Annotated in this window: 13 protein-coding genes; 11 read left to right on the top strand and 2 right to left on the bottom strand. The window is 70.4% G+C overall.

Annotated elements, in window-relative coordinates; translation table 11 throughout:
• Positions 1 to 118 precede the first annotated feature (118 nt).
• The 4 genes from EAS64_RS32335 to EAS64_RS32320 all read left to right on the top strand — a co-directional run bounded on the left by EAS64_RS32335 (position 119) and on the right by EAS64_RS32320 (position 5,133).
• Positions 119 to 2,911: a Tex-like N-terminal domain-containing protein gene (locus EAS64_RS32335; protein WP_187366337.1), complete on the top strand. Its 2,793-nt coding sequence runs from the start codon at positions 119 to 121 to the stop codon at positions 2,909 to 2,911.
• Positions 2,912 to 2,998: 87 nt separating this feature from the next.
• On the top strand, positions 2,999 to 3,448 hold the full coding sequence (locus tag EAS64_RS32330; protein ID WP_145859252.1) for a pyridoxamine 5'-phosphate oxidase family protein: 450 nt from the start codon (positions 2,999 to 3,001) through the stop codon (positions 3,446 to 3,448).
• Between the two features lie 41 nt (positions 3,449 to 3,489).
• Positions 3,490 to 4,380, top strand: coding sequence for an alpha/beta fold hydrolase (locus EAS64_RS32325; RefSeq protein ID WP_145859251.1), 891 nt, complete (start codon positions 3,490 to 3,492; stop codon positions 4,378 to 4,380).
• Between the two features lie 198 nt (positions 4,381 to 4,578).
• Positions 4,579 to 5,133, top strand: a complete 555-nt coding sequence (locus EAS64_RS32320) for an HIT family protein (protein WP_145859954.1) — start codon at positions 4,579 to 4,581, stop codon at positions 5,131 to 5,133.
• A 195-nt stretch (positions 5,134 to 5,328) separates the two neighbouring features.
• Here the strand turns inward: EAS64_RS32320 and EAS64_RS32315 are convergent, their stop codons facing one another.
• Both EAS64_RS32315 and EAS64_RS32310 read right to left on the bottom strand, forming a co-directional pair.
• Positions 5,329 to 7,500, bottom strand: coding sequence for an elongation factor G-like protein EF-G2 (locus EAS64_RS32315; RefSeq protein WP_439333634.1), 2,172 nt, complete (start codon positions 7,498 to 7,500; stop codon positions 5,329 to 5,331).
• Between the two features lie 147 nt (positions 7,501 to 7,647).
• On the bottom strand, positions 7,648 to 8,052 hold the full coding sequence (locus EAS64_RS32310; protein WP_145859247.1) for a PPOX class F420-dependent oxidoreductase: 405 nt from the start codon (positions 8,050 to 8,052) through the stop codon (positions 7,648 to 7,650).
• Positions 8,053 to 8,182: 130 nt separating this feature from the next.
• Between EAS64_RS32310 and pgsA the strand changes: the two genes are divergently transcribed.
• The 7 genes from pgsA (at position 8,183) to EAS64_RS32275 (ending at position 14,612) form a co-directional block, all read left to right on the top strand.
• Positions 8,183 to 8,893 carry a phosphatidylinositol phosphate synthase gene (gene pgsA, locus EAS64_RS32305; protein WP_145859246.1) on the top strand — a complete coding sequence of 237 codons (711 nt, stop codon included), beginning with the start codon at positions 8,183 to 8,185 and terminating at the stop codon, positions 8,891 to 8,893.
• Entirely contained in the window at positions 8,893 to 9,945 is a 1,053-nt protein-coding gene (locus EAS64_RS32300) for a phosphatidylinositol mannoside acyltransferase (RefSeq protein ID WP_145859244.1), read from the top strand. Before pgsA ends, EAS64_RS32300 begins: the two co-directional genes overlap by 1 nt.
• A 23-nt stretch (positions 9,946 to 9,968) precedes the next feature.
• The gene (locus EAS64_RS32295; protein ID WP_145859952.1) at positions 9,969 to 11,096 is read left to right on the top strand and encodes a glycosyltransferase family 4 protein; all 1,128 of its coding nucleotides are present in this window, start codon (positions 9,969 to 9,971) and stop codon (positions 11,094 to 11,096) included.
• A gap of 10 nt (positions 11,097 to 11,106) precedes the next feature.
• Positions 11,107 to 11,847 (top strand): hypothetical protein, encoded by a 741-nt coding sequence (locus tag EAS64_RS44025; RefSeq protein ID WP_187366336.1) that lies wholly within the window; start codon positions 11,107 to 11,109, stop codon positions 11,845 to 11,847.
• 286 nt (positions 11,848 to 12,133) lie between these two features.
• Positions 12,134 to 13,063, top strand: a complete 930-nt coding sequence (gene pdxS / locus EAS64_RS32285; protein WP_145859243.1) for a pyridoxal 5'-phosphate synthase lyase subunit PdxS — start codon at positions 12,134 to 12,136, stop codon at positions 13,061 to 13,063.
• A gap of 221 nt (positions 13,064 to 13,284) precedes the next feature.
• The gene (gene pdxT, locus EAS64_RS32280) at positions 13,285 to 13,863 is read left to right on the top strand and encodes a pyridoxal 5'-phosphate synthase glutaminase subunit PdxT (protein ID WP_439333635.1); all 579 of its coding nucleotides are present in this window, start codon (positions 13,285 to 13,287) and stop codon (positions 13,861 to 13,863) included.
• A complete protein-coding gene (locus EAS64_RS32275) occupies positions 13,860 to 14,612 on the top strand; it encodes a YebC/PmpR family DNA-binding transcriptional regulator (RefSeq protein WP_145859240.1) in 753 nt (250 codons plus the stop codon). The genes pdxT and EAS64_RS32275 overlap by 4 nt, the downstream gene beginning before the upstream one ends.
• Positions 14,613 to 14,695: the final 83 nt, after the last annotated feature.

Here is a 14,695-nt window from a genome sequence, read left to right as displayed (position 1 = left end):
GTCGCTCACGGAAACCGCGAGGAGCACGCAAGCCTGAGACAACCCGTCAAGGACTTACGGGCAACTGCACTAGGCTCACTACGCAGACCAAGGCAACGCAGGAAGGCCACACTCGAACGTGACGAGCCAGAGCATCGAGACCAGCACAGCCCCGGCAAGCACCGCGTCGATCATCAAGCGGATCGCGGCCGAGCTGACCGTGCGCGACCACCAGGTCGCCGCGGCGGTCGACCTACTCGACGGCGGCGCGACGGTGCCGTTCATCGCCAGGTACCGCAAGGAGGCGACGGGCACCCTGGATGACGCGCAGCTGCGCACGCTGGAGGAGCGGCTGCGCTACCTGCGTGAGCTCGAGGAGCGGCGCACCGCGATCCTGGTCTCCATCGACGAGCAGGGCAAGCTCACCGACGAACTGCGGGCGCAGATTGGCGCGGCCGACACCAAGGCGCGCCTCGAGGACCTCTACCTGCCCTACAAGCCCAAGCGCCGCACCAAGGCGCAGATCGCCCGCGAGAACGGCCTTGAGCCGCTCGCCGAGCTGCTGCTGAGCGACCCGGCCACCGACCCGCGCGCGGCCGCGGAAGGCTTCCTCAACGAGAACGTCGCCGACGCGGCCGCCGCGCTCGACGGCGCCCGCGCGATCCTCGTCGAGCGCTTCGCCGAGGACGCCGACCTGATCGGGCAGCTCCGCGAGCGCATGTGGTCGCGGGGCAACCTGATCGCCAAGGTGCGCGAGGGCAAGGAAGCCGACGGCAGGAAGTACAGCGACTACTTCGACTTCGCCGAGCCGTTCGGCAGGCTGAAGGCGCATCGGGTGCTCGCCATGTTCCGCGCGGAGAAGGAGGAGGTGCTCGACCTCACCCTCGACCCGAGCGACGAGGGCTACGAGCCCACCGCCAGTGGCCTTTCCGCGTCCTACGAGCAGCCGGTCGCCGACAAGTTCGGCATCAGCGACGAGGGCCGCCCCGCCGACCGCTGGCTGTGCGACACGGTCCGCTGGGCCTGGCGCACCCGGATCCTCGTCCACCTCGGCATCGACCTGCGGATGCGGCTGTGGCAGGCCGCCGAGGCAGAGGCCGTCAACGTCTTCGCCGCCAACCTCAAGGACCTGCTGCTCGCCGCCCCGGCCGGCCAGCGCTCCACCATGGGCCTTGACCCGGGCTTCCGCACCGGCGTCAAGGTCGCCGTGGTCGACGCGACGGGCAAGGTCGTCGCGACCCACACGATCTACCCGCACGTGCCGCACCACAAGTGGGACGAGTCGCTGCACACCCTGGGCAAGCTGGCCAAAGACCACGACGTCGAGCTGATCGCGATCGGCAACGGCACCGCGAGCCGCGAGACCGACAAGCTGGCACTCGACCTGATCCAGGCCAGCCCGGAGCTCAACCTGACCAAGGTCGTCGTCTCCGAGGCGGGCGCGTCCGTCTACTCGGCGAGCGCGTACGCAAGCGGCGAGCTGCCCGACCTCGACGTGTCGCTGCGCGGCGCGGTGTCGATCGCGCGGCGGCTGCAGGACCCGCTGGCCGAGCTCGTCAAGATCGACCCGAAGTCCATCGGCGTCGGCCAGTACCAGCACGACGTCAGCGGCAGCAAGCTCGAGCGCTCGCTCGATGCCGTCGTCGAGGACGCGGTGAACGCGGTCGGCGTCGATGTCAACACCGCGAGCAGGCCGCTGCTCTCCCGGGTGTCCGGCATCACCGACTCCCTGGCGGGCGCGATCGTCGCGCACCGCGACGCCAACGGCGCGTTTGGCGCCCGCGAGCAGCTGCGGGCCGTGCCCAGGCTCGGCCCGAAGGCGTTCGAGCAGTGCGCGGGCTTCCTGCGCATCCGCGGCGGCGCCGACCCGCTCGATGCCTCTGGCGTGCACCCGGAGTCCTACCCGGTGGTCCGCCGCATCATGGACAAGACGCACACCGACGTGGCCACGCTTATCGGCAACGCGCAGACGCTGCGCAGCCTGAACCCGGCGGAGTTCACCGACGCGGCCTTCGGTCTCCCCACGGTCACCGACATCCTCAAGGAACTGGAGAAGCCGGGCCGCGACCCGCGCCCCGAGTTCCAGACCGCGACCTTCGCCGAGGGCGTGCACACCCTGGGCGATCTCGAGCCAGGCATGGTGCTGGAGGGCGTGGTCACCAACGTCGCCGCGTTCGGCGCGTTCGTCGACATCGGCGTGCATCAGGACGGCCTGGTGCACGTCTCCGCGATGAGCCAGAACTTCGTCGCCGACCCCCGCGATGTCGCCAAGTCCGGCGACGTGGTTCGGGTCAAGGTGCTGTCCGTCGACATCCCGCGCAACCGCATCTCGCTCACCATGCGCCTGCAGGACGAGGGCGAGGCCCATACTGGTGGCGGGAGTGCGGCCGGCGGCAGGTCCAACCGTGTCCCGCGCGAGTCATCAGGAACGGGTTCGGCCGACACGGCGAGCGACCGTGGCGCCAGGCCGGGTGGCGAGCGCCGCGGCGGCCCAGGCGGCGACCGCCGCTCCGCCGCCCGGCCGGGCGGCGACCGCCCCGCTGACAGGCCGGGCAGCGCGGGCGCCCAGGGCGGCGCGCCCGCTTCTGGTGAGCGTCGCGGCCCGCGCGACGGCGGCGGCCGGGGTCAGGGCCACAACCAGGGCCAGCGCGGCGGCGGCCCCGCTTCTGGCGAGCGTCACGGCAGCGGTCAGGCCGGCCAGGGCGACCGCAGGGGCGGCAACCCCGGCGACCGCGCTGGTGCCGGCGAGCGTCGTGGCGGCGCCCCAGGCCAGTCCGCTGACCGAAGGGGCAGGGGAGGCCAGCAGGGCAGCAGGCCCGCGCCCGCTGCCCCGGCCAACAGCGCGATGGCCGACGCGCTGCGCCGCGCCGGCCTGCTCAATGACAAGGACGGCGGCTCCGCCAAGCAGGACCGCCGCTCAGACCGCCCCTAACCCGCAGGCAAGTGGTGCATCGGCTCCGCCACGCGGAACCGGGGCTCCGGCCGCCCATGACGCGTGCCGGAGCGGTTGAATGTCCTCATGGCTGACATCGAGGACTTCGGACGGCTGGTCGCCGGCGATCACGGCCTGGTGACCGTATCGGCGCTGCGCGACGACGGCAGCATCTCGGCGACGGTGGTGAACGCCGGCGTGCTGCCGCATCCGGCCACCGGCGACGCCGTGGTCGGCATGGTGGTGCGCGGCGGCACGAAGAAGCTGGCCTACTGGCGCGAGCGCCCGTACGCGAACGTCGTCATCAGGGCCGGCTGGGTGTGGGCCGCTGTCGAGGGCCGGGTGGACCTGCTCGGCCCCGACGACCCGCGCGACGGCTTCGACGCGGAGCGGCTGCGGTTGCTGCTCCGGGAGATCTTCACCGCGGCGGGCGGCACGCACGACGACTTCGCGACCTATGACCGGGTGATGCGCGAAGAGCGCCGCACCGCCGTCTTCGTGCACCCCGACCGGGTCTACGGAAATCCGCAAAGATAGGTTCGCCCGGCGCCCGGCAGGGGTCGGTCTATGCTGCCAGCATGGCGATCGAGCGACGGAAGGTCAGCCTGGCAGACGGCCGGGACGTTGAGTTTCTTGTGACCGGCCCGGAGGGCGGCCTCACCCTCGTGGTGCACGCGGGCACGCCGTCTGGCCTGGTCCTGAACGCGAAGGTGCGGGAGGCGGCCATCGAGCGCGGCCTGCGCGTGCTGCAAGCGGCGCGGCCGGGCTACGAGGATTCCACGCCGCGACCCGGCCGCACGGTCGGCGACCTCATCCCCGACGTGGCCGCTGTCCTCGACGCGATCGGCGCGGGCGAATTCGTCGCGGTCGGCTTCTCCGGCGGTGGCCCGCACTCGCTCGGCTGCGCCGCGCTGCTCCCCGACCGCTGCCTGGCCGCCGCGTCGGTAGCGGGGGTCGCCCCGTACACGGCCGAGGGCCTGGACTTCCTCGCCGGGATGGGGCCGGAGAACATCGCGGAGTTCGGCAGCGCCGCGCGCGGGTGGGAAGCGCTGTCGGAGTACCTCGACAAGGAGGCAAGCGCGCTCGCCGGAGTCACCGGAGAGCAGATCGTCGCCGCGTTCGGCGGCCTCGTCTCCGACGCCGACAAGGCGGTGCTGACCGGCGAGTACGCCGACGACATGGCCGAGAGCCTGAACGGCGCGATCCGCAACGGCATCGCCGGATGGCGCGACGACGACCTGGCGTTCCTCGCCGACTGGGGATTCCCGCTCGCCGACCTCGGCGGCCGGGTGGCGATCTGGCAGGGCGACCAGGACAACATGGTCCCGTTCGCGCACGGCCGCTGGCTTGCCGCGCACCTTCCCGGCGCCCGCGTCCACCTGGAGCCGGGCGCGGGCCACCTCACGATGACGGTCACCGCCATCGGCGACATCCTCGACGACCTGCTGGACATGGCCGGCCGCCGCTGACCCAGGTGCGGCACGGATAACATCGGTAACGGACCTCTCCCCGTCGTCAAAGGAGCAGGTGTGCCCCTGCCGCCCACCCCGCCCGAGCCAACGCACGAGCCCGCCGCCCAGCCCAGTGCGGATCAGCCGAGCCCGGACCAGCCGCCGCAGGCCGCGTCTTCCGACGCGGCACCGGCGCCGGTGCCCGCCCTGCTCGCCATGGGAGGCGATCCCCCCGAGGTTCCGCAGCCCGGCGCGGGGACGCCGGACGAGTTCGGCAGGCTGTGGACGCCGCACAGGTTGGCCTACATCAAGGGCGAGGGCAAGCCGACCGGCCCGGGCGCGCACGAGGGCTGCCCGTTCTGCATCGCGCCGACGCTGAGCGACGAGGACGGCCTGATCGTCGCCCGCGGGGCCCTGGTCTACGCGATCATGAACCTCTACCCGTACAACAGCGGCCACGTGCTGATCTGCCCGTACCGGCACCTAGCCGACTACACGGAGCTGACCGGCGAGGAGACCGCCGAGTTCAGCGACTACACGGCGCGCGCGGTCACCGCGCTGCGCAAGGTATCGGGACCGCACGGCTTCAACATCGGGATGAATCTGGGCACGGTCGCCGGCGCGGGCATCGCCGCCCACCTGCACCAGCACGTGGTCCCTCGCTGGGGCGGCGACACGAACTTCATGCCGGTCGTCGGCCACACCCGTGTGCTGCCGCAACTCCTGGCCGACACCCGCAAGCTCCTAGCCGACGCCTGGCCCGAGCCCTAACCCGGCTCACCCCCCGCGACTCCCGCCCCCCTCACCGGGCCGCCGGGCTAAGACAACATGTACTGACTTTGGGGGAAAATCCCGCCCGATTTCGCATGTTTTGTTCCCTCAAAGTCAGTACATGTCTCCCGTACTACGGCCCGGACGTAAAACCGGGGAGTGGCCGGCGCAGCCACCCCCCGGGAGTTCTATCCGCTACGGTTTGGATTCGCCGGCCACCCTGGCGGCCAGGTGCGACGGCAGCGGCTCGTGACGCAGGTACCCGCGGGTGAACGAGCCTGTCCCGTGGGACACCGAACGCAGGTCGATCGAGTACCTGGTCATCTCGAGCTCGGGCACCTCGGCCCTGATCAGCGTCCGCCCGATGCCGACCGCCTCGGTCCCGATCACTCGCCCGCGCCGTCCCGACAGGTCGGACATGATGGCGCCGACATAGTCGTCGGGCACCAGGATGGACACCTCGTCGACCGGCTCGAGCAGCATCGGCGCCGCTTTCTCGCAGGCGTCGCGTAGCGCCGCGCGTCCCGCCTTCTGGAACGCCATGTCCGAGGAGTCGACCGGGTGCGCCTTACCGTCGAACAATGTGACCCGCACATTGGTCATCGGGTAGCCGGCCAGCACCCCGGCCTCCATCTGAGACCTGACGCCCTTCTCTACCGACGGGATGAACTGCCGCGGCACCACGCCGCCGACGATCTTGTCGACGAACACGAAGCCGTCGCCCTCGCCTGGCGGCAGCGGCTCGACCTCGATGTGGCAGATGCCGTACTCGCCGTGCCCGCCGGTCTGCTTCACGTTCCGCCCGAGCCCGCGGGCGGCGAGCGACACGGTTTCGCGCAGCGGCACCCGCAGCGGCGTGGTATCCACCGCCACCCCGTATCGCGAGGACAGCCGGTCGAGCAGCACGTCGGCGTGGGCCTCGCCCATGCACCACAGTACGAGTTGGTGCGTCTCCGCGTTGATCTCCAGGCGCATCGTCGGGTCCTCCGCGACCAGCCGGGCGAGGGCCGCGGACAGCTTGTCCTCGTCCGCCTTGGACCTGGCTACGATCGCCACCGGAAGCAGCGGCTCGGGCATCGACCACGGCTCCATCAGCAGCGGCTGCTCACGCGAGGAGAGCGTGTCGCCTGTCTCCGCGGTGGACAGCTTCGCCACAGCGCAGACGGTGCCTGCCGGGCAGGCCTGCATGGGCCGCTGCTGTTTGCCGAGCGGCGAGGTCAGCGCACCCACCCGTTCGTCGTCGTCATGGTCCGGGTGGCCGCGCTCGGCCCGCCCGTGCCCGGAGACGTGCACCGACATGTCCGGCCGCAGCGTGCCGGAGAAGACGCGGACAAGGGAGATCCGCCCGACGTACGGATCGGAGGTGGTCTTCACCACCTCGGCGAGCAGCGGGCCGTCAGGATCGCAGGTCAGTCCGGTGACGGGCTTGCCGGAGTCGGCGGACACGACGGGCGGCAGCGGGTGCTCGAGCGGCGAAGGGAATGCCTGCGTGACGATCTCGAGCAGCTCCGCCAGGCCGATGCCGTGCGTCGCGGCGGCGGCGAGCACCGGGTAGAACGACCCGCGGGCCACGGCGGTCTCCAGGTCGGAGATGAGCACGTCCACCGGCACCGTCTCGCCGGACAGGTAGCGCTCCATCAGCGTCTCGTCTTCGCTCTCGGTGATGATCCCCTCGATGAGCGAGTCCCGGGCCGGCCCCATCAGTTCCGCGTCGGCCTCGGACACGGCCGATGCCTCCCGCTTGCCGGACGAGTAGTCGTAGAACGTCTCGGACAGCAGCCCGATCAGCCCGCTCACGCCGGTACCGTCCGGACCGGCTACCGGCAGGTAGAGGGGGAGTACGCCCTCGCCGAAGGCCCCCTGGCACTCGGCGAGCACCGTGGCGAAGTCCGCGCGCCCGTGGTCGACCTTGGTGACGACGACCGCGCGGGGCATGCTCACCGCGGCGCATTCCTCCCACAGCAGCCGCGTGACCCCGTCGATCCCGTCGGTGGCGGATACCACGAAGAGCGCGCAGTCCGCCGCGCGCAGGCCCGCCCGCAGGTCACCGGTGAAGTCCGCGTACCCGGGCGTGTCCAGCATGTGCACGGTCACCCCGTCGGAGGTGAACGGCGTCAGGGCCAGGTTGACCGATCGTTTCTGCTTTATCTCAATCTCGTCGAAGTCGCTCGTCGTGGTGCCCTCTTCGACCCGTCCCGCCCGGGCGATGGTGCCCGTGTGCAGGAGCAGCGCCTCGGCAAGCGTCGTCTTACCGCTCCCGGAATGGCCAACCAGTGCGACATTGCGCATTCGCGCCGCCTGATCGGCCCCCGATACCCTGCCCGCGCCTGCCGGTCCTATGCCTCCTGAGCTGCCTGCGTCCGTCACTCTCGTCGCCTCCTCGCGCTCGATGAGCTTCCGTATGCTCAGCGTGGCCCTGGTGGCCCGGTTACCACAAGACCCCCTCACGGAATACGAGAGATGGCGTCGAAATGACAACGAAAGAGCAGCGGCCTAAACCGGCTGACTTGGCGGTCACTGGGCCGGATCGCTGATGGTGACTACCACGCCGACGTCGCCGTAAGGGAACTTTCCCTTGCCGATGTGGCCCAGCGTGTTGAAGAACTTGGACATCGGCACCATCACGCCGTACTTCGCGCGGACCCGTTGCTGTATCGCGTCAAAGTCGGCGCCGGACGTTACCAGCTCCACCGTGCCGTCCGCTGCCCGTGATCCGGCCTTGACCCGGCCGCGGGCATCCGACGCCTGGAGCATGATCCGCGGATTATTGCGCAGGCGCTTGTATTTGCCTGATTTCGATGATGTCCAGAACCCGACGCGGTCTCCGTCGAGCGCGACTATCCAGGTTGGCGTCGGAACGGGCGTCCCCGACCTGCGGAAGGTCGTCGTAGCGACGTACTTCTCATCACTGATCCCCATGGACCGATGGTAGGGACGTGACCACTCTCGCGACAGCCATCAAGCAAGATGTCATCCGCAGGCTGTGGCCACCGGGACGCGGGGGGCGGTCCGCCTCGCAGGGAACGTCGCATTAAGATTCTTTCCGGCCATGCTGAACTTTCTCCGTCCCTTCTTCGCCCGCCTGTTCAGTCCACTGATTCAGGCGCTCGCCCGCACGCCGGTCACCCCGAACATGATCACCGTCGGAGGGACCCTTGGCGTGGCCGCGGCGTGCCTTGGCATGTTCCCGATCGGCTGGCTGTTCCCCGGCGCCGCGACCGCGACCGTGTTCATCTTCACCGACATGCTCGACGGCCAGCTCGCCAGGATCAAGGGCGACTCCGGGCCGTTCGGCGCGTTCCTCGACTCGACGATGGACCGGCTCGGCGACGCGGCCATCTTCGGCGGCATCACCATCTGGTTCATGCGGTCCGATCATCTGCTCGCCGTGGTCAGCCTGTTCTGCCTGGCCTGCGGGATGAGCGTGTCCTACGTCAAGGCCCGCGCCGAAGGTCTCGGCCTCAACGCCAACGTCGGCCTCATCGAGCGTCCGGAACGGGTGCTTATCGGCCTCACCGCCATCGGCCTTTCCGGCCTCGGCATCCCCTACGTGCTGCCGATCGGCATGTGGGCGGTGGCCGCGGGGTCCGCGATCACCCTGGGCCAGCGGATACGCTGCGTCTCCCAGGACGCCAAGGCCAAGAGGGCGGCCCAGCCCGCGGAAAACGCCTCCTCAGCGGCCATCTCCTCAGCGGCCCCCTCCTCAGCGGTACTGCCGCCGGCCGACGACCCTGCCCCGGCGCAGTCAAAGGACGTGTGATGGGATCTCTGCAGGACCGCCTGGTGAGCGCGGCTTTCGGCGCGGGCTGGAGCCTGGTGTGCCGCCTGCCCGAGTCGACGGCGCGCTGGCTGTTCGAGACCGGGGCCGACATCGCCTGGCGCAGGCAGGGGCCTGGCGTGCTCACCCTCGAGGGCAACCTCGTCCGGGTGCTGCGTGCGGAGTCCGCCGACGGGGAGGTCGACGGCAAGGAACTGCGTTCGCTGTCGCGCGCGGTTATGCGCTCATACGCGCGCTATTACCTGGAGACCTTCCGGCTGCAGATCATCCCGGACGAGCGGATCCTGTCCGGCATGCACGTGAACATGGAGCAGCTCGACCTGACACTGGAGTACATGAGGAACGGCCGCGGCGTCATCTACGCGCTGCCGCACCAGGGCGACTTCGAGCAGGCGGGCCGGTGGGTTGTGCTGGCTGGAGCCGGCTCGTTCACCACGATCGCCGAGCGGCTCGAGCCGGAGGCGGTGTTCCAGATGTACCTGAACTTCCGCCAGGGCCTCGGCATGGAAGTGTTGCCGACCACGGGCGGCCCGCACCCGTTCGGCGTGGTGGCACAGCGGCTGCGGGCGGGAAAGCTCGCCTGCATCGTCGCCGACAGAGACCTGTCGGATACCGGCGTCGAGGTGGACTTCTTCGGCGAGAAGGCGCTGTTCCCCGCCGGTCCGGCGGCGCTAGCCATCCAGACAGGCGCCGCGCTGATGCCGGTGTCCTGCTGGTTCGTCGGCGAGGACCAGTGGGGCGCGCACATCTACGACGAGATCCCGGTCCCCGCCGAGGGCGATCGCAAGCAGAAGGCCGCCGTGATGACCCAGGCCATGGCGCGGGCCTTCGAGCAGGGGATCAGGGAGCATCCGGAAGACTGGCACATGCTCCAGAAGCTTTTCGTCGCCGATCTCGACCCCGAGCGGCTCGGGCGCAGCCGCACCCGCGGCGTGAACGGCAACGGCCGCAACGGTAACGGCAACGGCGACAGCAACGGCGACGGCGACGGTGGGGCTGCGAGCGAGGCGAGCACGGCTCGCGGTGCGTCCTGATGGGCTCACCGGAGACGGTGCCGCTGCGGATAGGCATTGCCTGTCCCTACTCCTGGGACGTGCCTGGCGGCGTGCAGCAGCACATCAGGGACCTGGCCGAGGCGCTGATCGAGCTCGGCCACGAGGTCTCGGTGATCGCGCCAGCGGACGAGGACCGGCCGTTGCCGCCCTACGTGGTCCCCGCCGGCAAGGCGATGCCCGTCCCGTACAACGGCTCGGTGGCCAGGCTCGCGTTCGGCCCGCTGTCGGCGAACCGGGTCCGCCGCTGGCTGCGCGACGGCGCCTTCGACGTGCTGCACGTGCACGAGCCCTCCGTGCCCTCCCTGTCGCTGCTGGCCTGCTGGGTGGCATCGGGACCGATCGTCGCCACGGTGCACACCGCGATGCGCAAATCCCGGTGGCTGCTCGCGAGCCAGCCCGTGCTTCGCTCCGCGCTTGAGAAGATCGACGGGCGGATCGCGGTGTCCGAGGCGGCGCGGTCGACCTTCGTCGAGCACCTGGGCGGCGACGCGGTGCTGATACCGAACGGGGTCGCGACCCGCCGCTACCGGCACGCCGAGCCCTTCGACGGCTGGCCGGGCACCGGCGGCGCCATCGGCTTCCTCGGCCGCATGGAGGAGTCGCGCAAGGGCCTGGCGATCCTGCTGCAGGCCTTCGAACTCCTCGCCGCCGACCGGCCGGGACTGCGGCTGCTCATCGCCGGCAACGGTGACATCGACGAGCAGCGCGAACGGCTTCCCGAGGAGCTCCGCGACCGCGCGGTGTTCCTCGGCGAGGTGTCCGAGGACGACAAGGTCCGCCTGTTGCACTCCGTCGACGTCTTCTGCTCGCCGAACACCGGCGGCGAGTCCTTCGGCATCGTCACCGCGGAGGCGATGGCGGCGGGCGTGCCGATCGTGGCGAGCGACATCCCCGCGTTCCGCGACGTGCTGCGCGACGGACGCGCGGGCGAACTGTTCGCCACCGGCGACGCCGACGACCTCGCCAAGGCGGCCGGCCGCCTGCTCGACGACCCGGCCCGGCGCGCCGAGCTGTCCGTCGCCGCGCTCGACGCGGTGGCCGACTACGACTGGGGCATCGTCGCGGGCAACGTTGTCAGCGTCTACGAGACCGTCGTACTCGGCCGCACCACGGTAGGCATCGCCCAGTGAGGGGGCCCCAGTGACCTGGACCATCATCGTCCTCGCCATCCTCGCCCTGGTGCTGTGGAGCTTCTACATCTCCTGGCGGGCCAGCCGCCTCGACCGGCTGCACAACCGGGTGGAGGCAGCACGCACCGCGCTCGACCTCGCCCTGGTCAGGCGCGCCTCGGCGGCCTCTGACCTCGCCTCGTCTGGACTGGTCGACCCGGCCACATCGCTGCTGCTCGCCGACGCGGTGCGCCGGGCAAGGCTGGCCAACCCCGCCGAGCGCGACCTGGCGGAGAGCGACCTGACCCGGGCGCTGCGCGCAACCCTCGGCGAGCAGCGCGACAGCGCCGAACTCGAGGACGGCTCGCCCGGCGCGGGCGATCGCGCTCCCGGCCACCGCGACGGCACGCGCGACGGCACGGCGGCCATGGCAGCCACGGCGGCGGCCGCCGCGGGCGCCGCCGCCCGGCAGGGCGCCGGCACCGCGGCCGGCGCCGCTCAGCCGGGCGCCATGGCGGCGAGCGCGGGGCCGGTGCGTGCCATACCGCAGGAGGACGGCCCTCCGGAGGAGGAAGGCGCCGAGGAGCTGTTCGACGAGGTGGAGAAGGCCGCGCGCCAGGTCTTCATCGCCCGCAAGTTCTACAACGATGTCGCCGGCCGCACCATCGACGCCCGCCGCCGCCCGCTCGCCCGCGTGCTCCGGCTGTCCGGTAGCGCGAAGCAGCCCGAGTTCTTCGACATGGACGACACACTCACCGACGGCGACGGATAACCACCGCCACTCATAACGGGTTCCTGCGCTGCCACGAGGGTACGGGGCTCGCCCCCCTGGGCGTGCACGTGTGCTTGGCGCCCGATCCGGTGGCGGTTTGCCGTCGGGCGCCCCAAGCACACGAGCCAATTTCCCAATTGGCTCGCGCTGGTCCTGGCGCGCAGCCTGCGGCGTTGTAACGGCATACCATGGAGAGGATCAAGCCGTCCGCGCCACCGCGCGACGCTCGCGAGCGTCGCCGCTGACCGTGGCGAGCGGACGTGCATCCCGTACCAGGAGGTTCACAGTGTCCACCGCCGACGTCCAGACTGACGGCACGACCACCGGCTCCCAGCCCGCAACGGGCACCGCGCGGGTCAAGCGCGGCATGGCGGAGATGCTCAAGGGCGGCGTGATCATGGACGTGGTGACGCCGGAGCAGGCCAAGATAGCCGAGGACGCCGGCGCCGTCGCGGTGATGGCGCTCGAGCGGGTCCCCGCGGACATCCGCGCCCAGGGCGGCATCGCCCGGATGAGCGACCCGGACATGATCGAGGGCATCATCGGCGCCGTGTCCATCCCCGTCATGGCCAAGGCCAGGATCGGCCACTTCGTCGAGGCCCAGGTGCTGCAGTCCCTCGGCGTCGACTACATCGACGAGTCCGAGGTGCTCACCCCCGCCGACGAGGCGCACCATATCGACAAGTGGAAGTTCACCGTGCCCTTCGTCTGCGGCGCGACCAACCTGGGCGAGGCGCTGCGCCGGATCGCCGAGGGCGCCGCGATGATCCGTTCCAAGGGCGAGGCGGGCACCGGCAACGTGGTCGAGGCCACGAGGCACATGCGCTCGCTGAGCCAGGGCATCCGCCGCCTGCAGGGCCTGCCCCCCGAGGAGCTGTTCACCGCTGCCAAGGAACTCCAGGCGCCGTATGAGCTTGTCGCCGAGGTGGCCAAGGCAGGCAAGCTGCCCGTCGTCCTGTTCACCGCGGGCGGCATCGCCACCCCGGCCGACGCGGCGATGATGATGCAGCTCGGTGCCGAGGGCGTCTTCGTCGGCTCCGGAATCTTCAAGTCGGGCGACCCGGCCAAGCGCGCCGCCGCCATCGTCAAGGCGACCACGTTCCACGACGACCCCGACGTCATCGCCAAGGTCTCCCGCGGCCTCGGCGAGGCGATGGTGGGCATCAACATCGACACGCTGCCCGCCGACCAGCACTACGCCTCCCGCGGCTGGTAAGGCGTTCGCCCTTACCCGATCGTGGACCATCCGCGGCGCATGTCGCCGCAGGTGGTCCACGCTCATTCCACGGGAAGATGCCGCGCGGATAGCGTGTTATAACAACCAAATCCTCTGCACCGGGCGGCGCTGACGCGCGCCCTCGGTGCAGCGGCTATGGGGAGGAATCCGACTTGCCGGTCATTGGTGTACTCGCCCTGCAGGGCGATGTCCGGGAGCACATGCGGGCGCTCGGTGAGGCGGGCGCGACCGCCACGCCGGTCCGCCGCCTGGCCGAGATCGAGGCCGTGGACGGCCTGGTCATCCCCGGCGGTGAGTCGACCACGCTGTGGAAGCTCGCCACCGCGTTCGAGCTGATGGACCCGCTGCGCAAGCTGATCGCCAGCGGCATGCCCGCCTTCGGCTCCTGCGCGGGCCTGATCATGCTCGCCGACCGCCTCGTGGACGGGGCCGAGGGCCAGCAGACGTTCGGCGGCATCGACATGACCGCCCGCCGCAACGCCTTCGGCCGACAGGTGGACTCCTTCGAGCGCGAGGTCACCCTCCGCCTCAACGGCGAGGACAGCGGGGACGGCCAGGACAGCGGGGACGGCGAGCACGGCACGCCATTCCACGCGGTATTCATCCGCGCGCCCTGGGTGGAACGCGCGGGAGCGGAAGTAACCGTCCTCGGCGAGGATAACGGTAGGATCGTCGCCGTCCGGCAGGGCTCGCTTCTCGCGACGGCTTTCCACCCGGAGTTGACCCCGGACACGCGGATCCACGAGTTTTTCGTCAAGATGGTGAAGGGAACGTCATGAGCGGCCACTCCAAATGGGCCACCACCAAGCATAAGAAGGCGGTGGTCGACGCTAAGCGCGGCAAGCTGTTCGCCAAGCTGATCAAGAACGTCGAGGTGGCCGCCCGCACTGGTGGCGGCGACCCGGCCGGCAATCCGACGCTCTATGACGCGATCCAGAAGGCCAAGAAGTCGTCGGTTCCCAACGACAACATCGACCGCGCGGTCAAGCGCGGCTCCGGCCAGGAGGCCGGCGGCGCGCAGTACGAGAACATCACCTACGAGGGCTACGGTCCCGGCGGCGTCGCGGTGCTGGTGGAGTGCCTGACCGACAACCGCAATCGCGCCGCCTCCGACGTGCGCGTCGCGTTCACCCGCAACGGCGGCCGGATGGCCGACCCGGGCTCGGTCTCGTACCTGTTCAACCGCAAGGGCGTCATCATCGTCAGCAAGACGAAGGACATGGCCGAGGACGACGTCCTGCTCGCGGTTCTCGACGCGGGCGCGGAAGAGGTCAATGACCTCGGCGAGAGCTTCGAGGTCATCTCCGAGGCGACCGACCTGGTGGCGGTCCGCAAGGCGCTGCAGGACGCGGGCATCGACTACGAGTCGGCCGACATGGCGTTCCTGCCCAGCTCCGAGATCGATCTCGACGAGGACCAGGCACGCAAGGTTCTCAAGATGATCGACGCACTCGAGGACTCCGACGACGTGCAGGACGTGTACGCGAACTACAACGTCAGCGACGACATCATGGAGAAGCTCGGCTAGCTTCCGTTACTCCCTTCCGCTGCTCAACGCCCCTGAGGCCTCGCCTCAGGGGCGTTTTGTTGCTCCTCCAGGTTTCGGGGCAC

Origin of the sequence: Trebonia kvetii, from assembly GCF_007827045.1 — a bacterium.
Taxonomy (GTDB): Bacteria; Actinomycetota; Actinomycetes; order Streptosporangiales; family Streptosporangiaceae; genus Trebonia; species Trebonia kvetii.
This window is presented reverse-complemented; position numbering and strand designations above follow the sequence as displayed.

Bases quoted from the DNA above. Each gene is read 5' to 3' on its own strand.
- EAS64_RS32330 (WP_145859252.1), top strand. From the start codon at position 2,999: ATGGCTGACATCGAGGACTTCGGACGGCTGGTCGCCGGCGATCACGGC.
- EAS64_RS32320 (WP_145859954.1), top strand. From the start codon at position 4,579: ATGGGAGGCGATCCCCCCGAGGTTCCGCAGCCCGGCGCGGGGACGCCG.
- EAS64_RS32275 (WP_145859240.1), top strand. From the start codon at position 13,860: ATGAGCGGCCACTCCAAATGGGCCACCACCAAGCATAAGAAGGCGGTG.
- EAS64_RS32310 (WP_145859247.1), bottom strand. From the start codon at position 8,052: ATGGGGATCAGTGATGAGAAGTACGTCGCTACGACGACCTTCCGCAGG.
- EAS64_RS32300 (WP_145859244.1), top strand. From the start codon at position 8,893: ATGGGATCTCTGCAGGACCGCCTGGTGAGCGCGGCTTTCGGCGCGGGC.
- pdxT (WP_439333635.1), top strand. From the start codon at position 13,285: ATGCGGGCGCTCGGTGAGGCGGGCGCGACCGCCACGCCGGTCCGCCGC.
- EAS64_RS32325 (WP_145859251.1), top strand. From the start codon at position 3,490: ATGGCGATCGAGCGACGGAAGGTCAGCCTGGCAGACGGCCGGGACGTT.
- pgsA (WP_145859246.1), top strand. From the start codon at position 8,183: ATGCTGAACTTTCTCCGTCCCTTCTTCGCCCGCCTGTTCAGTCCACTG.